At 38.9% G+C, this 26,147-nt stretch carries 21 protein-coding genes and 1 tRNA gene; 11 read left to right on the top strand and 11 right to left on the bottom strand.

Features of this window, described 5'->3' with window-relative positions; genetic code table 11:
• Positions 1-10: 10 nt before the first annotated feature.
• The 6 genes from IPM48_04830 to IPM48_04855 are packed head-to-tail and all read right to left on the bottom strand — an operon-like array spanning position 11 to position 4,441.
• A complete protein-coding gene (locus IPM48_04830) occupies positions 11-658 on the bottom strand; it encodes a hypothetical protein (GenBank protein MBK9270899.1) in 648 nt (215 codons plus the stop codon).
• Positions 655-1,461, bottom strand: coding sequence for a TM2 domain-containing protein (locus IPM48_04835; protein MBK9270900.1), 807 nt, complete (start codon positions 1,459-1,461; stop codon positions 655-657). Before IPM48_04835 ends, IPM48_04830 begins: the two co-directional genes overlap by 4 nt.
• Positions 1,458-2,681, bottom strand: coding sequence for a SpoIIE family protein phosphatase (locus IPM48_04840; protein ID MBK9270901.1), 1,224 nt, complete (start codon positions 2,679-2,681; stop codon positions 1,458-1,460). Before IPM48_04840 ends, IPM48_04835 begins: the two co-directional genes overlap by 4 nt.
• On the bottom strand, positions 2,678-3,655 hold the full coding sequence (locus IPM48_04845) for an ABC transporter permease (protein ID MBK9270902.1): 978 nt from the start codon (positions 3,653-3,655) through the stop codon (positions 2,678-2,680). The genes IPM48_04840 and IPM48_04845 overlap by 4 nt, the downstream gene beginning before the upstream one ends.
• Complete coding sequence (locus IPM48_04850; GenBank protein MBK9270903.1) at positions 3,655-3,987, bottom strand: nucleotide pyrophosphohydrolase; 333 nt, start codon at positions 3,985-3,987, stop codon at positions 3,655-3,657. Before IPM48_04850 ends, IPM48_04845 begins: the two co-directional genes overlap by 1 nt.
• A gap of 1 nt (position 3,988) precedes the next feature.
• Positions 3,989-4,441 (bottom strand): D-tyrosyl-tRNA(Tyr) deacylase, encoded by a 453-nt coding sequence (locus tag IPM48_04855; GenBank protein ID MBK9270904.1) that lies wholly within the window; start codon positions 4,439-4,441, stop codon positions 3,989-3,991.
• Positions 4,442-5,012: 571 nt separating this feature from the next.
• Between IPM48_04855 and IPM48_04860 the strand changes: the two genes are divergently transcribed.
• The 4 genes from IPM48_04860 to IPM48_04875 all read left to right on the top strand — a co-directional run bounded on the left by IPM48_04860 (position 5,013) and on the right by IPM48_04875 (position 8,962).
• Positions 5,013-6,077 (top strand): COX15/CtaA family protein, encoded by a 1,065-nt coding sequence (locus IPM48_04860; GenBank protein ID MBK9270905.1) that lies wholly within the window; start codon positions 5,013-5,015, stop codon positions 6,075-6,077.
• A 30-nt stretch (positions 6,078-6,107) separates the two neighbouring features.
• On the top strand, positions 6,108-6,872 hold the full coding sequence (locus tag IPM48_04865) for an alpha/beta hydrolase (protein MBK9270906.1): 765 nt from the start codon (positions 6,108-6,110) through the stop codon (positions 6,870-6,872).
• Positions 6,873-6,947: 75 nt separating this feature from the next.
• Entirely contained in the window at positions 6,948-7,484 is a 537-nt protein-coding gene (locus IPM48_04870; protein MBK9270907.1) for an RNA polymerase sigma factor, read from the top strand.
• Complete coding sequence (locus tag IPM48_04875; protein MBK9270908.1) at positions 7,481-8,962, top strand: hypothetical protein; 1,482 nt, start codon at positions 7,481-7,483, stop codon at positions 8,960-8,962. The genes IPM48_04870 and IPM48_04875 overlap by 4 nt, the downstream gene beginning before the upstream one ends.
• A 280-nt stretch (positions 8,963-9,242) precedes the next feature.
• Here the strand turns inward: IPM48_04875 and IPM48_04880 are convergent, their stop codons facing one another.
• From IPM48_04880 to ftcD, 3 genes are all read right to left on the bottom strand, one after another.
• Positions 9,243-11,669, bottom strand: a complete 2,427-nt coding sequence (locus IPM48_04880) for a TonB-dependent receptor (GenBank protein MBK9270909.1) — start codon at positions 11,667-11,669, stop codon at positions 9,243-9,245.
• Between the two features lie 85 nt (positions 11,670-11,754).
• On the bottom strand, positions 11,755-13,389 hold the full coding sequence (locus IPM48_04885) for a peptide MFS transporter (GenBank protein MBK9270910.1): 1,635 nt from the start codon (positions 13,387-13,389) through the stop codon (positions 11,755-11,757).
• Positions 13,390-13,437: 48 nt separating this feature from the next.
• Positions 13,438-15,132 carry a glutamate formimidoyltransferase gene (ftcD, locus tag IPM48_04890; protein ID MBK9270911.1) on the bottom strand — a complete coding sequence of 565 codons (1,695 nt, stop codon included), beginning with the start codon at positions 15,130-15,132 and terminating at the stop codon, positions 13,438-13,440.
• A gap of 86 nt (positions 15,133-15,218) precedes the next feature.
• Here ftcD and IPM48_04895 point away from each other — a divergent pair, with 86 nt between their 5' ends.
• From IPM48_04895 to IPM48_04910, 4 genes are all read left to right on the top strand, one after another.
• Positions 15,219-16,598, top strand: a complete 1,380-nt coding sequence (locus tag IPM48_04895) for a hypothetical protein (GenBank protein ID MBK9270912.1) — start codon at positions 15,219-15,221, stop codon at positions 16,596-16,598.
• 131 nt (positions 16,599-16,729) lie between these two features.
• Positions 16,730-16,804, top strand: a tRNA-Val gene (locus IPM48_04900).
• A gap of 87 nt (positions 16,805-16,891) precedes the next feature.
• The gene (locus IPM48_04905) at positions 16,892-17,839 is read left to right on the top strand and encodes a substrate-binding domain-containing protein (protein ID MBK9270913.1); all 948 of its coding nucleotides are present in this window, start codon (positions 16,892-16,894) and stop codon (positions 17,837-17,839) included.
• 99 nt (positions 17,840-17,938) lie between these two features.
• Positions 17,939-19,573, top strand: a complete 1,635-nt coding sequence (locus IPM48_04910) for a tetratricopeptide repeat protein (GenBank protein ID MBK9270914.1) — start codon at positions 17,939-17,941, stop codon at positions 19,571-19,573.
• 23 nt (positions 19,574-19,596) lie between these two features.
• On the opposite strand, the gene IPM48_04915 is transcribed toward IPM48_04910, so the two are convergent.
• Positions 19,597-20,427 (bottom strand): purine-nucleoside phosphorylase, encoded by an 831-nt coding sequence (locus IPM48_04915; protein ID MBK9270915.1) that lies wholly within the window; start codon positions 20,425-20,427, stop codon positions 19,597-19,599.
• Positions 20,428-20,436: 9 nt separating this feature from the next.
• The gene (locus IPM48_04920) at positions 20,437-21,579 is read right to left on the bottom strand and encodes a CofH family radical SAM protein (protein ID MBK9270916.1); all 1,143 of its coding nucleotides are present in this window, start codon (positions 21,577-21,579) and stop codon (positions 20,437-20,439) included.
• A gap of 85 nt (positions 21,580-21,664) precedes the next feature.
• On the opposite strand from IPM48_04920, the gene IPM48_04925 reads away from it, so the two are divergent.
• Genes IPM48_04925 through infB form a run of 3 tightly spaced genes read left to right on the top strand, consistent with a single transcriptional unit; the run spans position 21,665 to position 26,145 of the window.
• Entirely contained in the window at positions 21,665-22,138 is a 474-nt protein-coding gene (locus IPM48_04925; protein ID MBK9270917.1) for a hypothetical protein, read from the top strand.
• A complete protein-coding gene (nusA, locus tag IPM48_04930) occupies positions 22,135-23,370 on the top strand; it encodes a transcription termination/antitermination protein NusA (protein ID MBK9270918.1) in 1,236 nt (411 codons plus the stop codon). Before IPM48_04925 ends, nusA begins: the two co-directional genes overlap by 4 nt.
• A gap of 60 nt (positions 23,371-23,430) precedes the next feature.
• Positions 23,431-26,145 carry a translation initiation factor IF-2 gene (gene infB, locus IPM48_04935; GenBank protein ID MBK9270919.1) on the top strand — a complete coding sequence of 905 codons (2,715 nt, stop codon included), beginning with the start codon at positions 23,431-23,433 and terminating at the stop codon, positions 26,143-26,145.
• The last annotated feature ends 2 nt before the right edge of the window (positions 26,146-26,147 follow it).

The following is a 26,147-nucleotide window of genomic DNA, read 5'->3' on the forward strand; positions in this document are numbered from 1 at the left end:
TAACCAAAAGTCAAACATTGAGATAATGCATAAACTCTTCCAATTTCTGATTCCACAATTCTCCGTTCTCTTTGGAAGTAAAAGACTTTAATATTTGGTAGTTCTCAGAAACCGGTTCTTCAAGATATTCCGGATTCCATTCTGCTTTCAACAAAAAAGTAATGTATTCATTTCCTGATTGGCCGGATGTGCTTCTCATTACTTCAACAATGTCCATATCTACAAATCCAGCAATCATTTCCTGAAGACTTAAGCTCTCTTTGTTTCTCTTCAATATCAGGATTTGTGTTGCCCTGGGACTGCTCAAGTTGTTCAGATACCAGTTCAACAGATCTTTGGTGTGCAAAACTCCCAAAAATTCTTCTCTATGATTAACAAAAGGAATTTGTTCGGTCATGTTTTCACAATAAAACAACCAGAAATCTGCAAATCCTCCTTGGTAGTCACAAGGTTTTGCTGTGAGCATTTGAATATTTCTTAGTTTGGTAGGATGATCATACTTCAACAGCAGTTCTTTTGTAAAATATCCTTTGTAAAACTTGCCCTCCACAAGCACCAAATCCTTTACATCGTGCAATTCCATTTTTTCCAATGCTTCGATTGCCGTATGCTCTGGTGATATGGTATATCCATTCTCAATTTCGGGAAACGGTATCATTTGAATTCATCTTTAAGTTTTTCCTGAAACATTTGTCCATAGGTGCCGCCGACTGGTGCTAGTACACTTTTCTCCTTTTGTTGACGGATGGATTCAAGTATTTTATTTTGCTCTTGTTCCACTTCTCTGTAAATTTCAGAATTTAGCCGGAATTGGTTTGCTTTAAACTTTTCAAAGGGCGGCAATATCCTGATAAATGCAAGTGCTTCGTGTGTCATTATTTTGCCAAAGTCTTTGAAACCCAATGCGACCGCCTGGTCCAAATGTTTAAACGAATCCAGTCCCCTTTCTTCAATTGATAACGCGCATGCGATGTGAAAATGTGTAATCGGATCTTCTGGATACAATTCCAGAGCCTTGGTAAAATCTTCAATGGCTCCTGTTATGTCAAAGTTTTTAAATTTTCTGATTCCAGATGATTTGAAGGATTCGCTTTCTTTCTTTCCTTTTCGCAATTCATACCAGGATGATGATCTTTTCTTGGTTGTCGTATCTTCATCTTCTATTACAATATAGCGACTTGAGGGCCGCTGTGGCGCTTGCCTCCGATTGCCATACCGATCTCTGAAATTTTGACTGTTGTACTTTCTGTCAAATTCATTATCATCCATCATTAAATATCTGTAAGCGTCCACCCAACCTAAAATCCGGCTCACGGGAATTCCAAATGAAAGAAAGAATCTGAGCCAAAAGTGTATAATTAAATACAATATACCCATCTCTGGTTGTCTTAGATAAAAGCGATGCACTCCAAATCCACCCAGAAAAACCGCCAGAAAAACTGCAATCCATTTTTTTTTCATCTGTTGTAATATTTAAAGATTAAGATAGCCACATCATCCGGAAGTTCACTTCCCTCTCCATGCTCCATCAAATCATCCATCAAACGCAAGGCCAATGCTTGTGCTTTGTGTTCTTTATGGCTCAAAATAAAATCACTGAGCTTTTCCATGCTATAATTTTTGCCCAATCTGTTTTTAATATCGACAAGACCATCTGTAAATGCCACCAGGACTACGTCATCATCTAAATCAACGACTCCCTCCTTGATCTCTGGTAATTCAGGAAAATGGCCGATGATGGTACAGCTGGCTTTGAGCTCTATGATATTGCCCTTTTTGAGCAAAATGGGAGGAACGTGACCTGCGTTGACGTAATAAAGTTTTTTCAATTTTAGATCAGCCATCGCTATAAAAAATGTCAGATATTTTTCTCCCCCGGTGATGCGAGAAACGGTTTGATTCAATGCAATGACCAATGTCTCCAAATCTCTGTATTGCATCCCCATATTCTGAACGAGTGCCTGAAAATTGGCCATAATCATAGCCGCCGCCATTCCTTTACCCGACACATCTGCGATACAAAAACAAATCTTGTCTTCAGAAAATTTTAAAAAATCGATGTAATCTCCTCCCACTTTATAATGGGGTCTATACACATTTGCGAGCTCAAATTGTTTTCCCTGTGGCATTTCGGCGGGTATCAACATTTTGGTAACCTCCGTTGCAAATTCCATTTCTTTTTCCTGTGCTACTTGTGTTCTGACCAATCGTTTGTTTTCAATGGCAACAGCAATTATGTTTGTGATGGAAGTAATCAACTGAATATTATTGAAAATATCTTCCCCTCTTTTCACCCCCTTCACCAGCGAATAAGCTATTGGATCTTTTTTGTGGTACACCGGTATGATAAATTCAAACTCCTGCAATCTTTTTTCATCTGATGGTTTTACAGTGTGAATTCTATTATAATGCATAAATATTTTGGGCAGCTCCTGAATTTCTGTTTCATTTTCAAGATTAAAGCTGGCGGAAAGTTTCCATTCTTTATCTTCTTTGATAAACAAAGCAATTTTTTCGATGCTGAGCTCCCAAGTTAAAAAGTCTTTATACATTCGAAATAAATCTTCCTGGGGTAAGTTTTCGTTAATCGCCTGTGTGATGTTTAACAAAGAAGTTATTTGAAGCTGCTTAAGACTCAACTCATTTTCCAGTCTGTTTAATATGCTGGTTTCTCTGTTCATAAATTTCCTACAGCTTCTTTCGTTTTCGTATCCATTCGTTCCCTTAAACTTTGAGTTATGATATGAAAGGAAACTATCAGCAAAACTAATACAATCACCGGAATAACTGCGAGTATTAAATCTCCCCCATAAGCAAGGGTATATTGCTCTTGCATGATATTTCCAAGTGTGGGTATGGGAGGCTGTAAACCTAGGCCTAGAAACGAAAGTCCGGATTCTAATAAGATAGCCAGGCCAAAATTAGCCGAGATTTGGATCCATACAGGTCCCATAATGTTGGGCAAAATGTGCAAGAATATGATTCTATAATGATGGAATCCCAAGGCCTTGCTGGCTGTGATATAGTTTAAAGCCCTTGCCTGTAAGGTCTGCCCCCGGACCAATCTGGCCATATCTCCCCACATGGTGAGTCCGATGGCCACCATAATTGAACCCAAATTCCTCCCAAATACCATGAGGATGACAAAAGCCAACAAAACAGTGGGTAAGGACCAAAACACATTTATGACGAATGAAATAATCTGATCCGTTATACCGCCAAAATAACCCGACAACGCACCCATTCCAATACCTAATATGATTGAAATCATTACAGATAAAATACCCACCAATATGGTATATCTCATTCCTACCACGATTCTACTGTACAGGTCTCTGCCAAAACGATCCGTGCCAAGAAAGTATCTTTTGCAATCCAGGTTTTTGCCGATATCCGATTTCTCAGATACAAGTGTTTTTGGGCTGATGATCTTCCTTCCACCAAGCCATATACTAAAAAGGGACTCTTCAGGTATCGAATCCTTTTGAAAGCAAGCTTTAAATCCTGGTTGTTGTAAAGCAAGGGTTGGAACCTGGGTGTTGCAATATTGCGTTTGGTCCGTGCATACGAGGTATCCAAAAAAGGCAAGGGTCAAACTAATTAGGATATAAATGGATGAAATATATAGGATCCATTTTGACTTTTTAGAAACCATTATTTGAGTTTTTCATTCATTAAATGTCTTCTTTGATCTCTCTCTGTTTTTTTTTGCAGGTTTTTCTGCAATTCGATTTCTAAATCAATATTCATTTGATTGGCAAGACAAATACACACGAAAATAATATCTGCCAACTCTTCGGAAATTTTTTCTTTGGAATCTGAAGATTCCTCTGTTTGCTTAAAGGATTGTTCACCATACACCCGGGCCATCACCCGGGCGAGTTCCCCCACCTCTTCCGTGAGTAAGGCCAGATTGGTTAACTCATTAAAATATCGCACTCCATAAGTTTTAATCCATTGATCAACTAATTCTTGCAGTTCTTTCATATCACTCTTTGTTTTTTGAATCAATGATAATCGTTACAGGACCATCGTTGATCAATTTAATTTTCATGTCCGCACCAAACACTCCTCTTTTAATCACAATCCCTGTCTCATTTGCAAGTTTTACACAGAATTCATCATATAGTTGTAGCGCCTGGTCCGGTCTTGCGGAATCTGTAAATCCTGGTCTGTTTCCTTTTTTGGTGCTTGCAAAAAGTGTGAATTGACTAACCACCATAATTTCTCCATTGATTTGCATAAGGTCTAAGTTCATCTTTCCCTCTGTATCTGAAAATATCCGGATTGAACTTATCTTTTTAACCAACCAGTTTATATCTTCTTCTTGATCCTCTTTGTGAATGCCCAACAATATAAGCATTCCGGTACCAATAGAACAGTGTTTTGTGTCATTGACCCACAATTCTGCTTCTGTTACTCTTTGTAAAACTATTTTCAAAGGTTCTTTTTTGACAAATGTATCATCTTTTGTTTAGAATGGAATGTACAGATTTTTCCTACCAATAGATAGAATGTTTATCTTTCTGATCGGTATAAGTTTTTCCAATTTGATCTGGATAAGGAGCAGAATTTATTCACATTCATATTTAATTATATATTTAATATAAAGTAAATCAGTATGGGAATTTTTTCACTGAAAATATATTTTCACTGGAATTTTAGACTTATCAACGGTTGTTTTTTTTATGATGAATTTTAATAATGTTTAATGTCTTGATTAATTTTTGCTGTTTCTAAAAAAGCTAAATTATTCACAATTTTTCTACAAGGACATTTCAACATAGGTATATTTATTAATAAGTTAATAACTATCGCAAAATACTCTTTGACAAGGAACAATATTCTACTTTGATGTGAATTAAATGTTGATAATTTAATATTAGTTTTTATTGAGCCATTTAACATGCCTATCTAATATTCAATTTATTTTTATATATTTAAAATACATATATTAGGTATGTGTAAATCAAAAAAAATATTTATTCATTGAATAGGCAGATCTTTGCAATATGAATTATGGAAAATGGCAGAAGTGGATTTATGCTTGGTTGCTGACTGGATTGATCATGATTCTGGTCCAAATATTTCTGGGTGGGGTGACTCGTCTCACAGGAAGTGGATTGAGCATTACCCGTTGGGATATTGTAACAGGGATCATCTATCCTTTATCGGAGGAGGATTGGGATTATCAGTTTGGATTGTACAAGCAGACACCTCAATACCAAAAAATCAACCAAGGCATAAGTATAGATGAATTCAAGTATATTTTTTTTTGGGAATATACCCATCGATTATGGGCCAGGATCATGGGATTTGTTTTTGTCATTCCGTTTCTCTTGTTTCTGGTGAAAAGAGTTTTGTCAAAGTCCTTGATTTTTGATTTGATGATGATTCTTTTTTTAGCAAGTATCGTAGCTTCCCTTGGTTGGATCATGGTAGCCAGCGGTTTGTTAAATAGACCTTGGGTCAATGCCTATAAATTGTCGTTTCATTTGATGGCTGCGATTGCCTTGGTGAGTTACTTAATTTGGACCATTTGGAAACTGGGAAAAAAACCTTCAGACGTAGTACCAATCACATCAAAGCGTTTTTACAGTTTGATTGTTTTATTTCCTATTTTGTTGTTTATTCAATTGTTTTTAGGAGGGATTATAGCTGGTATGAAAGCTGCAATGGTGGCACCTACTTGGCCCGACATAAATGGTTTCTGGATTCCAAGGGAAATCGTTGAAATAGGAAATTATTTTCCATTTTTATTTGATCAATATGAATCCAATGCTGCAGCAGGAATTATCATGCAATTCTTTCACAGATCTGTTGCCTATTTATTGACCTTGTTGGGCTTTATCCTCTTTCTGTGTAGTTACCAATTAGGGAATCTCAAAATTTTCAGAAACTCTTTCGTATTGTTCATTTTGTTGATCATTCAGATTATTCTTGGTGTGATCACTTTATTGGGTTCTGTTGGAGAAATTCCGATATGGTCCGCGGTGGGCCATCAGCTGGTTGGGGTACTTTTGTACTGCATGGGATTGTATAATTTGTTTGGTGCAAAAGCCGCTTTTTCAAAATAATTTATACTTTTGACTCTAAGTACAAAGAATATGTCATACGAGATACAGACTGAGGGCAGATTTAAGTTTATTGAAACTAAAAAGGAAGGACCGGCAATTGTTCTTTTACACGGACTTTTTGGAGCCCTCTCCAATTTTAAGGATCTTATCGAACATTTTGGAGACAGGTTCAGAGTGATAGTTCCGATCCTTCCTATCTATGAATTGCCAATTACACAGGTAGGATTAACGGGACTTGTCAAATATGTCTATGAATTTGTGCGCTTCAAAAATTTGACCGGTATTCATCTTTTGGGAAACTCTTTAGGTGGTCATGTAGGAATTTTATACACCCTGGAGGATCAGGAACGTGTGGCAACATTAACTTTAACAGGTAGCTCTGGTTTGTATGAAAGTGGTATGGGCAATACATTTCCAAAAAGAGGAGATTACGAGTTTATAAAGAAAAAGACGCAGGATACTTTTTATGATCCAGCTGTGGCCACAGATGAATTAATTGATGAGGTATTTGGGATTGTAAATGACAGAAACAAGGGGATTAGAATTGTAGCAACGGCCAAATCAGCAATTAGGCACAATGTGGGTGAAAAGCTTCAACAGATCAAAATTCCTGTATTATTGATTTGGGGAAAAGAGGACATTGTCACACCACCGTTCGTGGGAGAAAAATTCAAGGAACTATTGCCAAATGCAAGATTGTTTTTTTTGGATAAATGTGGCCATGCTCCCATGATGGAATTGCCAAAAGAGTTTAATAAAATATACGATGAATTTTTGAAAGAATTTGTCTCTTGATCAATTTCGTTTTATAGCATATCGCAGGCAACGTTTTTTATAGACAGAGTGTCTTATTGTTCAGGCGATTCCGGAATGGAAATCAACCAAGTCATAGAAGCTTGTATTTCAGGTGACAGAAAATCACAGAAAGAATTATTTGAACTGCTTTCAGGTAAAATGATGGCGGTTTGCATGCGATATGCCCGGCATAAAATGGAAGCAGAAGATTTATTGCAGGATGGATTTGTCAAAGTTTTTCAGAACATGAAGCAATACAAGTTTGAAGGTCCTTTTGAGCAATGGGTCAGAAAAATTATGATTCACAATGCCATTAAAAAGTACCACAGAAAAAGCAATAAAAATGAACTCCTTGTTATAGATGAAATTCCAGAACACGGAGACGATTACAATGCAAATAATTTATTGTATTATAAGGAATTATTAAATATGGTTGAGGAATTACCTGACGGATATAGAATGGTGTTTAATCTATATGCCATCGAGGGATACAACCACAAAGAAATTTCTGAGATGATGGGAATTGAGGAAAGCACTTCTCGCTCACAACTGGTAAAAGCTAGGAAAGTGTTGCAAGACAAATTATTAAAAAGAGAAAAACTAGAAATATGAGTTTCGACAATAGGGACCACATTACGGACCGATTATTTAAAGACCGTTTGGATCAACTGGATCTTGGGCCACAGAAGCATTTATGGGATGGAATCGAAAAAGCTTTGGATGCAGAACAATCCAATCGCAAAATTTTTGGTTTACCATGGTTTACCAACCTAATCATTGGTTTGAGTTTGGTTAGTTTCAGCCTTTTGGCAGCGTATAAGTATGGTTATCATGCCGCCACCAAAAAAATGGAATCAATTCATCAAACGAAAGCAGAGCCAGTTGCCAATGAGATTGATCCCGAAGCCACGATGGAAATTATACCAACCCAAAGGGAAACAGAAAATGGGCCAGACTCAAAGGAGTCATCTTTGGACATTGGCATAGAGCAGGAAAAACTGGGCATTGTTAAGGATTTAATGGCTACGGGTCAAAAGAAAACCCCTAAAGGCTCTTTAGAAAAAACAAAAGCTCTTGATAATGATTCATTTAAAGATATTTCGGATACCGAAAAAGAAATCAATGTCTCAAACAAGGACAATAAAGCTTTGGCCTTGGGGGATTTGAATGAGAACAAAGACGACTTAACCCATTCGTTTTCAAAAGAAGGTGAGATGATGGAATCCGGTTCTATTCATTGGAATACAACAGCTTCCAGAGAAAAAATCGAAACAGTTGAAAGTATTCCAAGCAGACCCTGGATGGTAGGTAATTCAAAAAGAAAGAAGCCAGTATTGCGAGGCCATATTAAAGACGACCCATGCAATTTGGTTCAGCGATTTGTAAAAAGAGATAAAATTTATCTAGATTTCTACTATGCCCCTGAAATTTCGAAAAGAACGATTGAAGCGGTCTATCCAAACTCACTTGAATATGCAGACAAAAGAAACACAGATGAGAAGTTTATAAAAGCATATTCAATGGGAATCAGAGGTTCCTACGCCTTTAAAAATGGTCTTGCCCTCCGAACCGGTTTTAATTATTCAGAGATTAAAGAAAGATTTGATTTTGTATCAGAAACCCAACTTATTCAAATTATTAGGAAAGACGATCAGGGCAATCCCATCGATACTGTCCATCAGGAAGTGGACATCATTGAGAATATTTACAATAGGTATAAATTTTACGATGTTCCTTTTGTAATGGGCTATGAAATGGACTTGGCAGATTTTCTTTTTTCCGTAAATGCCGGCGTGGCGGTTAATTTGATGACCCGGAGATCTGGATTTATTTATATGCCCAATGGAAAGGACCGGTTAAATCTGGAACATGGAGCATCGGAGGGTAATCAATATTTTAAGAACAATGTTGGAATGAGTTTGGTCGGTTCTTTTGGCCTTAATTATAAAATGTCCAGAGGCCTTATGTTGTTGGCAGAACCATCTGTGAGATACTATTTGGGATCCATCACAACTGACAAATATCCCCTAAAACAAAACTATATTCAGTTTGGTCTGATCGCTGGATTGCGATATCAATTTGTCCGGTAATCAATAAAGAAAATTAAATAAAAAGGGATTGAGGGTTTTACTCAATCCCTTTTTTGTTCCACGTGGAACATTTGATAAGATAAGTTCCTGACCTCTGAACTGTTCCACGTGGAACAATTCACAGAGGGCTTTCATTTGGATTTGGAGTAAGAACCACACGCGCAAAAAAGCCTATGCTTCTTGTAAAGATTAGAGCACTGGTCATTTGTATTTGAATGAGTTCGAAAGCCGAGCAGAGCCGTACTCAAATTAGATTTTGGGTTTAACTCTTTAAAAGGGCCTATTCTCCAACCCTTTTGCTTTCACTTTCAATTCCTGTACTCCTCTTTCTGGATTTGATATTTTTGTTTCCAAGATCATAATTCAGACTTAATGCCACCCGACGACTATCCCATTTTCCATAACCCGTCGTGTGAAGACCATTGAAAGAAGAATACCCGCTCCACCATGCCTGATAAAATATATCATTGACCGTAAGTCTCGCATTAAGGCGTTCGCTCAAAAACTTTCTTTGGATACCCAGATTAAGACTGTAGCAGGGATCAAAAAGAAAGATACCACCCCAAACACCAGGTCCGGAATACCAACCGGATACCTCCGCTTTCCATTTTTTACCCAATTGAAAAGTCTGTTGATGAAACAAATTGAAGTTATAGGCTTGTACATCTACCTGCGCATTGCCACCATAATTTGCCTGATTGTTGGTAAGATTAAAATTGAAAGTAAAATAGGCATTCCACCACTTGGTAAAATCCATGGGAAGCGATACATTCAAACCATAGATTTCTTGTGTGGCCAAATTGTCCCAGCTAATATAATTTGCCCTGGGATCTATAGGGTCTGGACTCATAAGACGAGTAATCTGATCCGTTGTAAGACTATAAGCCAGTTTGACAGAATATTTGAAATTATAAGTATAGCCCAATTCAATATTGTTGACGATTTCTGGTTTTAGAAACTTGTTTCCACTGCTATAAGAAAGCTCACTTAACTGTTCTTTAAATGGATTTAAGACATTGTAATCTGGTCGGTTAATCCTTCTGCCATATTGCAGAGAATAACTGTGTTTTTTAGCAGGTGAATAGCTAATGCCCCCCGAAGGAAATAAACTCAAGTAATTAAAAAGAACAGCGGGCTCTTCCAGTTCAGGGATAAAAGCACTTAAGTCTCCAGAAGCATCTGTGTATTCTGTTCTTAAACCGGCTGAAATATTCCAGCGTTCGCCCAATTTTTTCTTATAATTTAAATAGCCGGCATACACAGACTCACTGTAATCAAATAAATTTGAACGTCGGTCATTTCTTACCGGAATGGCATCGAAGACATTGTAAAATAAAAATTGGTTAGCGGTCTCTACTTTGGTCCATTTTGTGCCTGCACCAAGTTTGCCTCCCAATAAATCTTGTTCGTAATCTGCTTTAAATGAAAAAATGTCAATGTCTGCTCGGGTTTGATATTCAGTTAAATTGCTAGTGAGAATGGAGATTAAATCAGCTGTGTAATAATTATTTGGTTGGATGTAGTCAGATTGGTTGCGGAATAAACCGTAATCCAGATCCATGTTAAAGCTTTTTGTTTTATCGGTCCAGCTATAATTCAAATTTGCTGCTGTGTGTCCCCGATTTGCATCCGAACTATTGTTGGCAATAAGGATGCTGTCTATATTATTTATATCTATTTGTTTGGCAATCAGTGTTTTATTAATAGAACCATGGTCCGAAACATTGTACAACCCACTGATCAATATGCCAAATGTTGATTTCTTATTAAGGTAATAATCTAGCCCTAGCCTGCCGTTTACACCGTTGAATGAAGAGTTGCTGAGATGAGATTCTTCTAAAAAGATTTGATTCTGATAGCTTTGAAAAAACAAATCATTAAACCTCGTTCCTTTATTTAAAGCCGCATTGCCGAATATGTTTATTTTTTTATTTCTATAATTGCCGTTTCCACTAAGATTACCTGTAGCATAGCGTCCTTGGGAAACGGTCGAACTGATGGATCCACTGCCGCCAACATTGCTGTCCTTTTTTAAGCGAATATCTATGATACCTGCGTTGCCTTGTGCTTCGTATTTGGATCCGGGATTGGTGATAATATCGATCCGGTCTATTTGTTCAGCATTCAGGTTTTCCAGATAATTGCTCAACTCTTGCCCGCTCATAGGAATTCTTCTTCCATCTATGTAAACCAAGACTCCGGATCGACCCAACACGCTGATATTGTTATTGTTATCCACCATTACACCAGGAGCCTTCCGGAGGAGGTTGAGTCCATTGTCTCCCACTGCATTGATTGTACCCTGAACATTAAAGACCGTTTTATCTGCCTTCACCTCGACGATGGGCCTTAAAGCGACAACACTCACTTCAGCAAGCTGAGTGCTGTTTTCTGATAAAACCAATGTTCCCACATCCGCATTATTGTTGATAAGCTCAATGGAATTTGAAAAAAAATCTGTGAATCCAATGTATTTGACATGAATAAAATAAGTTCCTGGTGAGATGGATAAAAAGGAAAAAGATCCATCGTCCTGACCAACTGCGACTTTTACAAGACTGCTGTCTATCGATTTTTTTAACAACAAAGTTGCAAAAGAAACCGGCTCATCTTTCTTGTTTTTGATGGACCCGCCTACAGTATATCCCTGACCCAACAGACACAATGAGAAACCGAATAATACCGGGATGAAAAGGAATTTTATCATAAAGTAGGAGATTAAATTGAAAGCAACAAATGTCACAAGCTCCTCTCTAAAAAAATCAATATTTCGACCAATTGGTCGAATTCATCTACTTTACATACTGATCAAATATACGATTGAGCCATTTAAGCATTGCCAATAAGACCAAAGTTGCACCCATTAAAAGCCCAAAATTGATCCAAAAGAAATTAGCCTTGTCGTCATAGGTATCCCACATGCTGGCCAAAACACCACTCAATCGATTGCCAATGGATGTGGACAAAAACCAGCCCCCCATCATAAGGGCGGTAATTCGGGGAGGGCTTAGTTTGGAGACAATGGACAAACCCATTGGGCTCAGGAACAATTCACCCAAAGTAATGACACCATAACTGCCAACCAACCACCAGATTGATACTTTTTCAGCACCGTTGTTCCCTGCCTTCACAGCGGCCACCATTACCAAAACCGATAAACCCGAAATAAACAGTCCCCAGGCAATTTTACTGGGCGTACTGGGTTCCTTTTTCCTTCTTTTTAAAAAAGCAAACATGGCCACCACAAGAGGGGTTAGCAAAATCACCCAACCTGGATTAATGCTTTGACTCAGATTGGTGGACCACACACTGATGCTTCCACCTTCTACGGGTTTTTTGGAATCCGCCATGTTTCTAAAATAAAGCGGATAATTGTATTCCATTTTAACCACCCCATTTGATTTTTGCAATCGAAAAGCCTCGTCATAAAGTGCGACACTATCCTTGGAATGGTTTATTTTTTTAGATTGTTTTAAAGCAGTAAAAACCAATTCTGTTTTATCTGTGACTTGTCTATCTGTGTATCGATCCGCCCAGGTGTTGAGGGCAGAACCATTCTGTTTAAAAACAGCCCAAAACAAAATGACAACAGAGAAAATAGCAAGTAAGGCTAGAATTGGTTTCTTTTCTTCCGATGCAGCTTTGCGGTAAATATCAAAGTAAAAATACAAAACAGGCACACAGGCTAAAATAAAAGCATCGGTAGAATCGCTTCCAAACACATTGGAAGGAATCAACCAACCAATCATACCAAACACAAATGCAGGCAATAAAATTAAGTAAACAATTTTCAGAATGGGCATATCATTGGGACCCGCAGGTTTCAAAGTATCAAAACCACGATAGTGTTTTTGTCCAAGAAGAAAGATGACAACACCCAGGATCATGCCAACACCGGCAGCCATAAAAGCATAAGCCCAGCCCAACATGATCTGCAGGGCAGCACCAAAAAAATTGCAGATAAAAGCGCCAATATTAATACCCATGTAAAAAATATTATAACCTTCGTCCTTGAGATGTTTGTGCTGTTCAGTGTTGTATACATTGCCCAATAAAGTAGAAATATTGGGCTTAAAAAACCCATTGCCCAATATGACCAAGGTCATTGCAATGTACAAAACGGTAATGTTGTGAACACCCATCAAAAAATATCCAGCTCCCATCATCAAACCCCCAATGACAATGGATTTACTTAAACCCAAATAACGATCGGCCAACAACCCGCCGATAAAAGGAGTGAGAAATACCAAACCAATGAAAGTGCCATATAAATCAGCACTTTCAGCTTCAGTCATCGCAAATCCATCTGCTACATCTTTCAGATAGAGGGTAAAGATTCCAATCATTAGATAATAACCAAATCGCTCCCACATTTCTGAAAAAAACAGGTAGGGCAAGGCAACTGGATGTTTGGATTTGAATAGCATCTTGAGTTGAATTTAAATTTTAAGTGAAATGAATTTTATAGAAAGAAACTAATGATCACTATTAAAAATTCTTTTTTCAACAGCCTCTTCAATTTCTTTTACCGCTATGGAGGATTCAGCAATCAAGCGTTCTGCTTCGACGATGTATTTTCTTTTTTCATCTTCGTTCTCCAAACCAGTGGAATTTATTTTCACATTCAAACCGGCTCCTTTAATAGCGGCCAACAGACAAAGTGCACCAACACCGGCATCACTAACAGAGTTTGGATTTCCCTCTTTCACCATTGCAAGCACATGGGGCAGCTGTTGAAAAGCCAGCTGCATAGTCTTTAAAGGTACCTCAATGGCATGTATGGTTGCTTTTTGAATTTCCTTTTTCCGGGTCTTCTTTTCCTCCGGACTGTTTTTGGGAAGACGAAATGCGTTCATGATCTGATTAAAGGCTCTGGTATCTTCGTCCACAAGAAAAAGCAATTCCGAATAAGTTTCCTGTGAATGGACGGCATGAGAACTATAAAAATCAATTTTATCTTCATAGCCTTTTTTATGAGCGGTCAAATTTGCCACCATTGCGGTTAAGGCAGCGCCCAAAGCACCCATATAGGCACTCACCGAACCACCTCCAGGAGTCGGTGTATCAGCAGCAGTTTCCTGTATAAATTTTTGGAGACTCATTTCTGCCAAAGTATTTGAAACATTTTCAATCATAAATTCAATAATTCTTGTTTTTGGATCGAATAAGCCCAGGGAATTAAGCCCCAAAGATTGTATCGCTACCATGATAAGTTCTTGCTCAGGGACCCCAAGGGATCTTTTTTGCTTTTTAAGAAAGTACCGACCGGCCTCTAACAATGCATTTTTAGGAATCAGTCCAACCAATTCAGATCCGGTTACCAACAATCCATATTTTTCAGCAGATTTCCTGCATTCTTCAAAGACTTGGTGTAAGGAAGACTGACTGAGATTTGTTAAATTCATGGAGACCTGTGCCATACCATATTCTTCTATATACCAACCAATGGCTTTAACAGATTTGCAGGCGCCAGCTTCTCGCAAAACTTCACCGTTCTCATCGCGCAATAATTTTTGGGTAACAGGATCTTTTTTGACGCGTCCGTTTTCTCTAATATCGTAAGCAACTTCATTCGCCCATCTGACAGATTTGGTATTTAAATTAATGTTGTAAGCAATTAAAAAACCACGGGCGCCAATCACTGTTGCGCCAGATTGAGGATTAAATTCTGCAGGTCCGTAATCAGGAACCCATTCAGGATTGCTCATTTTTTGTTCCAGACCTTCATATTCTCCAGACCTTATGTCTGCCAGATTTTTTCTTTTTGGATTGGTGGCAGATTCTTCGTATAGATAAACAGGAATTTTCAATTCATTGCCCACCCGTCTAGCCAGTTTATGCGCAAATTCATTGGTTTCCTCCATACTAATTCCGGATATTGGCACCAAAGGACAAACGTCGGTTGCGCCCATTCTTGGATGAGCACCCTTGTGTTTGCGCATATCTATGTTTTCAGCAGCGGTTTTTATTGCCCAAAAAGCGGCCTCAATAACAAACTCAGGCTCACCTGCAAAAGTAAAAACGGTTCTATTGGTACTAGCACCTGGATCAATGTGAAGCAGACTTACCCCGTCAATGGACTTTATGGCGTCAGCAATTTTTTGGAGAACCACTTGGTTTTGTCCTTCACTAAAATTGGGAACACATTCAATAATACGCTTTAAAATCATCCTTTATTTCTTAAATTTGCAAATGTATCTATAATCGCCCAATGCGAAACATCAATTTGCTCTTTTTGTACGCTCTAATCGGGGCAATGGTTTTAACAAAGGCCTCTGCTCAGAACTATAGAATTTCACCTGAAATAAATATGCGAAATGATTTTGCATATTATTTGATCCCCTTTCAGAACACCTGTGTGCTGGTCAGGGACAAATCTTATCGAACCACTTTTCAAACGCTAAGAGAAGATTTTAATTGGAGTGTTGAAAAAGATCTTGAGCTAATTGGTAAAAAATGGAAGGTTCTGGATGCATTTAGTCATGATCTAAAAATTGGAATTATCTATTTGGCAAAGACAGAAGAAAAAACCCATTTGGTATATTCTACTTTTGATCAGAATGGGATCCCGGATCAACACTGGGTTCCTGATCTGCAATTCGATCCGGACTTTCAGGCAGAAGTGAATTTTGTAAATTCTGAAAACAAAAAATATGTATCTGTTGGGATTAAAGACAAACACGGAAAAAGATGGATTGTCTCTTTTGACAGAATGAAGCAAGGAAAAGCTTTTTGTAAACCTGCGAAAGAGTTATTTAATTTTGACGATTACACAGCCTCTTTTGCTGTCTTAAGCAACGAAGGTTTTCTCTACTTGTTGGGTACGGAGAAACACAAAGTGAAAAGAAAACAAACAGCCACTATTAAAGTACAGGGTATTGGACCAAGCGGAGAAAAAGTATTTAGTAAAATTGCCAGCTTGCATGAAGCCGATTTTTATGACATTGAATTTAAAATCAACAATCAAACTGGCGAACTTATCATGGCAGGATTGTATAGTGAAGAGGAAGAGAGCCAGGCTGAGGGATATATTTATTTCAATTTCACAAAAGGGGAGGAATTAATTATCACACCATTTGATAAAGAGCTTATGAAAAGCTGGGGACTAAAAGGAAATGAGTTGAAGCAAAGCCAAATAAATTTATCTGTTCGGGAATTAAAATTTAAAGAAGATGGGGGCTTGTTGGTTTTTTTTGAAAACAGCAAGGAACTCATGAGAAGACCTTATTTTAACAATGCCATGGATCCAACAGGGATTGGATCGGTCAGGTGGGTAGACTATTATTACGACGACATACTCGCATTGTCTTTTGATCAGAACGGAAAAAAACAATGGGAAGAGATCCTCCGAAAAAGGCAATTTTCACAAGACGATCAGGGACTTTATTCATCCTTCTACATCGTATCAAATCCGTCTTTTCTCAGAATTTTGTTCAATGATGAAATTAAAAACGAATCCACGGTATCCGAATATATCTTATTACCCGATGGCAAAAACTACCGAAAAAGTATTCTGAACACCGGCGCACTCAGTCTGAATTTAAGAATACAGGACGCGCAGCAAATTTCATCCAACACAGTTTGGGTTCCTAGTGAATCCGGGGGCAAAATGGTACTTGTGAAAATAGATCTGTAAGTAAAAACTGCTAATCAATCTTTTACATATTAAAGTAATAAAATTTAATACCAACATCGTGTGTATTAATACAACTCATCTATATTTGCAGTCCTTTTTAAAGGCATAATCAGATGTCTTAGTAATAATTAGGGAGCTTAGCTCAGCTGGTTCAGAGCATCTGCCTTACAAGCAGAGGGTCACTGGTTCGAACCCAGTAGCTCCCACAAATGAGAAGAGTTATGTCATATCACATAACTCTTTTTTTATATCGGGAGCTCAACTTCAATTTGTCATACGTTCTTATAAAAGATATGAAATTTAAACTGGAAAGGATTTTGTCATTGTCAGGAATTTTTCTTATCATCTTTATTGGAATGAGCTGTAATCCGGCCAATCATAAGGAGACCAAACCCACCGAAGGCAGGATGAGTGTTTATGTGGACAAAAGTCTGGCAGACCTGATCATCCAGCAAAAACAAATTTTCGAAAGAAATTATCCCAACGCCATCGTTGATTTAGAATTCTCTTCAGAACAAGAATTGAAGAGAAAATTTATGAAAGACTCTGTTGGCATTGTCATAGGATATCTAAAACTCAACAAGGAGGAAAAAGATTTTCTATTTAAAAATCAACAAAGCCAACCCAGGGAATTTGTTGTAGCCGTGAGCGCCATTGCATTTATTGCATCACCAGAGGCGGAAGACTCAAGCTTAACCTATGAATCGATCATAGATCTTATCAGGGGTAAAAGTGACCATGCAGCATCATTCAACAGTTTCGTAATAGAAGACAATCAATCTGGGATTGGGCCTGCCTTGTTACAGCTTGCCGGAGTGGAAATTGCGCCCGCAAAAATGTATGCTCTTCCATCAAAAGAAAAGATCATCGAACAAATCAATAACAATCCCCGTATTCTGGCTGCCGTCGATTGGACAGAATGGAGTGACTCTGACCGCACAGATTTATCAAAAACCTTAAATGGGCTCAAGGTTCTTAAGGTCTCCAGACCGAAGGATTCATTGAATGCAGGATATTTTGGACCTTACCAATATCATTTGGCCGAGGGATTCTATCCTTTTACCAGAGAAATAACCATTCTGACCAGAACAGGGAAAACAGATGTTGGACTAGGTTTTGCTTCTTTTATTGGTGGAGAAATAGGCCAAAAGATAATTTTGAAGTCAGGGCTTCTTCCCAAATTTCAATCTGATCGTTGGGTGGAATTGGTCCCAATATCTGGGCTGAAACTGGAAAAATAGACAAATTAATGATAATTTAACCAAAAGCATTAAGCCAATCAGGACAAAAGACGGTCGAAACCATTAATTGTTTAAACTCTAAATCTAAAAGTCGTTTACATGAAAAAAGCTAATTTTGTCGGCTTAAAATACAAAGTGGTTTCCATGAACAAATTAATCATCTTTTGCATAAGCTCTATCATTATTGCCATTCAATCTCTTAATGCACAGAGCCTGCAGGAAGGTATTCAAATGCTCCAAAATGAGAATTTTAACGGAGCCTTACAAACTTTCTCAAAACTGAACGCAACCGATCCGAAAAACCCAATTTATCCATACTACATTGGAGAAGTCCATTATGCGATGGACAACCCACAAGCTGCAAGAGTAGCCTATCAGATGGGCCTGGACATTAGTAATAAGTGTGATGAATGTAAAATAGGCCTTGGCAAATTGGAGCTGGACAAAGGAAATGAAGCAGAAGCCAGAAAATTTTTTGATTCAGCATTGAAAGGAAATTCGAAAAATCATCGAATCATTGCAATGGTTGGGGATGCGTGGCTGTATGGGAAAAAACCGAATCCGGAAGAAGCATTAATACACCTCACCAAGGCCCGCGATTTAGATCCAAAAATTGCGACGTATTGGATTCATATGGGTGATGCACATTACGTTAAAAGAGATTTGGGTGCTGCGATGACGGCCTATGAAGTAGCCGTTGAAAAAGATAAAAATGATCCGGAAACTTATTTGAAAATGGCCAGAATTTGGGCGGCTGGAAACAAATACGATTTAGGAATCGAGAGACTTCAAACAGCAATCGAAATAAAGCCTGATTACGCATTGGCGTATAAAGAACTTTACGAGCAACTGATCCGAAATAAAAATTATACCAAAGTGCTTCCGGTTTTGGAAAAATATGTATCATTAACAGGAGACGATGTTGATGCAAAAGTCAGGTTGGTCAAATTTCTTTGTTTTCAGGCGAAGGATTATGACCGGGCCATCACAGAGGGTTTAAAGGTTATCAAAAATCATCCTGAGCAATACACGATCCATCGCTGGCTTGCATGGTCCTACGGCGAAACCGAAAAGTATCAAGACTCTTATGATCATAGTATTTTGCTCATGACAGAGACTGCAAAAGATACCAGCAGAAAAGTTTATTCTTCAGATTTTGAATATCTCGCCAAGGCAGCCATGAAACTCAAAAAATACGATGAAGCCGAAGCAGCATACACAAAGGTCCTTGAATTTGATCCTACCAGAGCTCCTGAAATATATGGCGTTGTGGCGAAAGCTTTTTATGATGATAAAAAGTATGCCAAGGCTTCTCAATGGTATCTCAAGAAAGAAATTGCACAGCCACTTAACAACACAGAGCAATATTACTTGGGATTGAGCCGATATTATAACAGTGAATATAACTTAGCGGATTCGAGTTTTGCAAAAGTGGTCACATCAACACCGGCTTACGCACAAGGATGGCTTATGAGAGCCAGGTGCAATACTGCTCTGGATTCAGCTCAGCTCAATGGATTTGCAAAACCTTTCTACGAAAAATACGAGGAAATCGCTTCCGCTGATCCGGAAAAAAACAAAAAAAATCTGATAGAGGCATTCAGATATCTGGGTACCTATTTTGTTCAAAGAGATGATTACAAATCCTCGCTGGCCTATTTTGAAAAAATTATTGCCCTAGATCCTGCAGATAAAGAAGCAGAAAATGCGATCAAAATTTTGAAACAACGATAAGAGATCGCAGACAAGAGAACATATTATCTTTTGGATTGAATCATTAATTCAAAAATCTTTATCAATTTGTCGGAGGAGTCATTGACAACCTTTAAAACAGATTCGATGGTTGTTTTTTGATAGGCTTGGTTTTCCTTTGACTGATTGGAAACAATGGAAGCTGCCAATATTTTCATCTCACACTGATGCGCTACAATTACCTCTGGAATAGTAGACATTCCCACGATATCACCTCCCAATAAACGGATCATTTTATATTCAGCAGGTGTTTCCAGACTTGGACCTTGCAAACCAAAATAAACTCCAGTTTTAAAGGGCAATGACAGCGAGTGGCAGGAGTTTTGGGCCAATGCCAACAAGTCTTGATTATATACGTCTCCCATGTCAGGAAAGCGCTCTCCTAATCTTTGATCAAACAAACCTCTTAATGGATTTTCAGGGTGAAAATTGATATGATCTCTGATAAAAATCAAATCACCTGCGCTGAATTCAGGATTTACAGAACCGCTGGCATTGGTAAACCAGATTTCCTTTACTCCCAGAGCTCCAAGCACCCTTATCGGATAACAGACCTCATGCAATGAATAACCTTCGTAATAATGCAATCTTCCAGAAAGGAGCAAAAGCTCTTTTCCGAACCACTTTGCATGGATCAGCTTGCCGGAATGGCTCTCCACGGTTGTTGGAACAAATGATGGAATTAATTTGTATGAAATTTCCTTTATGATTTCGACCCTGGATTCTAAAACCCCCATCCCAGTGCCCAAAACGATGGCCATGGAGGGAAGGTGCCCCAACCGGTCTCCTATAAACCGGGCACTTTCCTGGATGTCATCAAACATACTATTGCTCATTTCTAGCCCTTAGTCAACAATCATACTCTTAGAATCCAACATTTGTTGTTCCAGCTCCAATGGAAGCGGGATGTGTTGGTATTGCTGGTTTCTCAATTGTGGAATATAACCGGCTTCCTTGATGGCCATTTGGATGCCATTTGCCGTAAACCGATGAGCAGCACCGGCTGCAGACACAACGTTTTCTTCAATCATAATGCTACCAAAGTCGTCTGCTCCGCCGTCCAGACAAATTTGGGCGGTGCCTTTACCAACGGTCAACCAGGAAGCTTGTATGTGAGGCACATTTGGCAACATCATTCTAGAAAGTCCTATCATCCTAATATACTCATCGGAAGTGCATTGATTTCTTGCCCTCTTGAGTTTGCGAAGCATGGTCCCTTCATCCTGAAACGGCCAGGGAATGAAAGCCAGAAAACCGTTAAACTCAGGGGGTTTTTGAGACTGTAGGTCTCTGATGGAAACAAGATGTTGCATCCTTTCCAGATTGGTTTCGACGTGGCCGAACATCATGGTAGCCGAACAAGTTATTCCTAGTTGGTGGGCAGCGCGCATTACATCCAACCACTCTTGTGCGCCACATTTACCTTTAGAAATAAGACGCCTCACCCGGTCATTTAAAATTTCTGCACCCGCTCCGGGTAAAGAATCAAGTCCTGCGTCGACCAGGGCAGACAAGACTTGATGATGGGATTTCTTCTCCAGTTTTGAAATGTGAGCGATCTCAGGAGGTCCCAAAGCGTGTAATTTAAGATTTGGATACAGGGCTTTTAATTCTCTAAAAAGCTTCACATAAAAAGAAAGCCCGAGATCAGGATGATGACCCCCTTGCAGGAGCAGTTGCTCTCCGCCAAGGCGAAACATTTCTTCTATTTTAAGCTTGTATTCCTCAATTGAGGTAATGTAAGCCTCAGCATGACCAGGAGGTCTATAAAAATTGCAAAACTTACAATTTGCAATGCAAACATTGGTCGTATTGGAATTGCGGTCAATGATCCAGGTCACCTTTTTGCCGGGAACGGCATCTTGTCTCAAGCGGTTGGCCACCCACATTATCTCTGCGGTGGGTGCTTTTTCAAAAATAAGGAGGCCTTCTTCGGCCGTAAGTTCCTTTTTGTCCAGGGCTTTTGTTAAAAGCTGTTCAATAAACATAGCTTAATCTAGAAAAACTATTATATTTGCGCTTGTTTTTCAGAGAAGGGAACAGAAAGGTTCCCTTTTTTGTTTTCTGAGCCACATGTTGTTAACAGAAGAGATTCATCAGAAGTTAATTGAAAAGTTTCAGGAAGAGAGCTTTCTGGATTGTTTTGTAGTTGCCATTGAAGCGAAAGGGAAGCAGGTGTCTGTTTTTTTGGACAGTGACAGCGCCATTACCTTCGAACGCTGCAGAAGCCTTAGCAGGTACCTGGAGAGTTGGTTGGATGAGAAAAATCAACTTGGAGAAGATTATGTGCTTGAAGTATCTTCCGCAGGCGTGACGAGACCCCTTATTTACCCCAGACAGTATGTAAAAAATAAAGGAAGAGGATTAGAAGTTAAAACCATGGAAGGGGAAAATCTGGAGGGGATTCTCGTCGAGGCAAACAATGAACAGATTGAATTGGAATGGATGGAAGAACGCAAAGAAAACAAGAAGAAAATTAAAGAGGTCAAGAAAGTTATAATACCTTATCAAAATATTAAAGAAGCTAAAATCATCATCAGGATATGAAATTGGTAGATTCTTTTGCAGAGTTCAAAGCTGGAAAAAACATTGACAGGCCCACCATGATGCGGGTATTGGAAGACGTTTTTCGGTCATTGATCAAGAAAAAATACGGATCGGATGACAATTTCGATGTGATCGTCAATCCTCAGAAAGGAGATCTTGAAATCTGGCGCGTCAGAATGATTGTCCCTGACGGAGAAGTCACGGATGATTTGAAGGAAATAGCCATATCAGAGGCCATGGTCATTGACGAGGACAGCGAAATAGGTTCGGAGTGTTATGAGCAGCTTGACATGGAAGACTTTGGTCGTCGTGCAATTATGGCCGCCAGGCAAACTTTGGTTTCCCGAGTGATGGAATTGGAAAAGGACGATGTGTACAAAAGGTATGCGGAAAGAGAAGGCAATCTTGTTATAGGCGAAGTCAATCAGGTGTTGAAAAAAGAATTGCTGATCATCGACGATGCAACCAACAATGAATTGCTTTTACCAAGAACAGAAATGATTAAAGGAGATCACTTTCGTAAAGGAGACATTGTCCGCTCAGTGATCAAAAAGGTAGAAATGAAGAACAACACTCCATTTATTACTTTAAGCAGAACAGATCCCAGTTTTCTTCAGAGGCTGATGGAGCAGGAAGTGCCTGAGATTGAAGATGGATTAATTGCCATTAAAAAAATTGTTAGGATGCCTGGAGAAAGAGCCAAGGTAGCGGTTGAGTCTTATGATGACAGAATTGATCCGGTCGGAGCATGCGTGGGAATGAAGGGTAGCCGAATACATGGTATTGTTCGGGAATTGAGGAATGAAAATATAGACATTGTCAATTTCACCAACAACTTAAATTTATACATTCAACGTTCTTTGACACCTGCAAAAATAAATAACATCGAGATCGATGAAAAAAACAAAAAGGCCAGTGTTTATTTAAATGCAGATCAGCTTTCTCTTGCAATAGGAAGGGGAGGAGCCAATATTAAACTGGCTACCAAATTGACTGGTTACGAAATCGATGTATACAGAGATCAGATAGGGGAAGAAGTGGACGATGTGGATTTAGACGAATTTAAGGATGAAATTGAAGAATGGATAATTGATGCACTTAAAAATATAGGATGTGATACGGCAAGAAGCGTTCTAAATTTGAGTGCTGAAGAATTGATCCGAAGAACAGATTTGGAAGAAGAAACCATTCTAGAGGTCATCGAAATATTGAACAAAGAGTTTGAAGAATAATTTTGAAACAATTATCTTTATCACAGGAAAATACAGAAAAGGAATAAAGGCCAAGTTTTAATGACGAGATTATTAATTAAAGTAGCAAAAGAATTCAATGTCGGCGTGAGCACGATTGTCGAGTTCCTACAATCAAAGGGGTTCGAGATTGAAAACAAGGCCACCTTTAAAATTTCTGATGATATGTTTGCAGAACTCCAAAAGGAGTTTCAATCTTCATTGGTAGATAAGGAACAAGCCAATCAGTTGGCTAAGACTGCACAAGCAGCAACACCGGTCAAGGAGAAAGTTTTACCCAAGCAAGAAATAAATCTTTTTGGCACGCCTAGCTCTACCCCCACAACAGCGGTCCCGTCTTCAACAACGTCTAAAACTGAGGTAGAGAAAGAAGAAGTGATCAAGGCAAAAATTGAAGAGTCGGACAAGCCCAAATTAAAAGTTGTTGGTAAAATTCAACTTGAAAAACCGGAAGGAAAAAAGAAGGGCGAAACAAAAAAAGAAACACTACCTGAACCAGAATCAGAAGAACAAAAACCAGCAGAAGAAGAAATCATTACTTCTGAAGAAGAAATTACAAGAATTGAAGCTCCAACACTCAAAGGACTAAAAATTCTTGGAAAAATTGACACAAACAAATTTAAAGATAGCCCCAAGAAAAAAGAAGAGCCTAAAAAACAGACAGAAGGTACTGGTAAGTTGGTCGTTGGGCCCAAAATCGTAGAATCTGCGGAAGACGCCCAAAAGAGAAAGAGGAAACGCAAAAAAGTAAATACGGTTGATTATCCATCCGACTCCAGAACAGTTGGTGCCAATAGGGGAAGAGATTTCAGACCCACCCAAGAGCCAGTTAAGGAGGTTAGTAAAAAGGAAATAGAAGATAAAATTAAGGCCACCATGGCCAGGCTTAATGTCGGTGGAAAAAACAAGAGACAAAAAATCCGCAGAGACAAACGAGAAGAATACCGAGAAAAAGCTGAATTGGCAGAGTCTCAAAGAGATGGTGGATCCATTCAACTTACTGAATTTATTACAGTTTCGGATCTTTCCAGTTTGTTTGATGTGCCGGTCACTGATATCATTATGACTTGCATGAATTTAGGCATTATTGTCTCTATCAATCAAAGATTGGATGCTGAAATTATCGAAATTCTTGCAGAAGAATTTGATAAGAAAATCGAGTTTGTTTCTGCAGAAGAGGAAGTAGATGTTGTCGAAGAAGAGGAAGACAATATAGAGGATCTCGAATCAAGGGCTCCGATCGTCACTGTAATGGGTCATGTGGACCACGGTAAAACTTCATTGTTGGATTATATCCGCGAAACCAACGTAGCATCTGGTGAAGCAGGGGGAATTACCCAGCATATTGGAGCGTATGAAGTAAAGGTTGGCCCTGAACAAAAGAAAATCACTTTTTTGGATACCCCGGGTCACGAAGCATTTACTGCGATGCGAGCCAGAGGTGCAAAAGTTACCGATGTGGCCGTTATCATCGTTGCAGCGGATGATCACATCATGCCCCAAACCAAAGAAGCCATTTCACATGCTCAGGCGGCAAATGTTCCAATTGTTTTCGCAATTAATAAAATTGACAAACCAGGAGCGGACCCAGAACGGATTAAAAATGAGTTGTCGCAAATGAACTTTCTTGTGGACTCATGGGGTGGAAAATATTCTTCCCAAGAAATTTCAGCAAAAAGTGGACTTGGTATTGATCAATTGCTTGAGAAAATATTGTTGGAAGCAGAAGTTTTGGAATTGAAAGCAAATCCAGGAAGACTGGCGACAGGTACAGTCATCGAAGCCTCTTTGGATAAGGGAAGAGGATATGTTGCCAAACTATTGGTCCAGAATGGTACTTTGCATACAAGTGATGTGGTTTTGGCCGGCGAAAATTCCGGTAAAATCAAGGCAATGTTTAACGAAAGAGGGCAGAAAATAAAAGCAGCAGGACCTTCTACGCCAGTTATGGTGCTGGGACTTACAGGAGCACCCACCGCGGGTGAGAAATTCAAAGTCATGGAAGATGAGGCTGAATCCAGGTTGATTGCCACCAAGAGATCCCAAATATCAAGAGAACAGGCCAGCAGAGCGACCAAAAGAATATCCTTGGATGAGATTGGAAGGCGACTTGCCCTTGGCAATTTTAAAGAATTGCGACTCATTATTAAAGGTGACGTCGATGGCTCTGTAGAAGCATTGTCAGATAGTCTTATTAAGTTATCTGTTGAATCCATTAAGGTGAGTATCCTTCATAAAGCGGTTGGACAGATCATTGAATCAGATATTTTGTTGGCGTCTGCATCGGACGCCATTGTGATTGGCTTCCAGGTCAGACCCTCACCAGCCGCAAGGACTTTGGCGGAAAAGGAAGGAGTTGAGATCAAAACCTACTCCATCATCTATGAAGCGATCGAAGAAATTAAGCTGGCAATGGAAGGAATGCTTGAACCCACCAAAGAAGAAAAAGTGATTGGCCAGGTTGAAATACGGGAAGTGTTTAAAATCACAAAAGTCGGTACTGTGGCAGGGTGTATGGTGATCGACGGAAAAATAACAAGGAACAGCCCTATCCGCGTGATCAGAAACGGAATTGTGGTCTATCCAAATAAGGAAGGAGGATTGGCAGAACTTCAATCTCTCAAACGATTTAAGGAAGATGCAAAAGAAGTGAAGGAAAACCTGGAATGCGGATTGACAGTTAAGAATTTCAATGACATCAAAGTGGGTGATATCATTGAGGCGTATGAGATCACAGAAGTAAAGCAAAAATTATAAAG

The sequence above is a fragment of the Saprospiraceae bacterium genome, from assembly GCA_016715965.1.
Classification (GTDB): Bacteria; Bacteroidota; Bacteroidia; order Chitinophagales; family Saprospiraceae; genus Vicinibacter.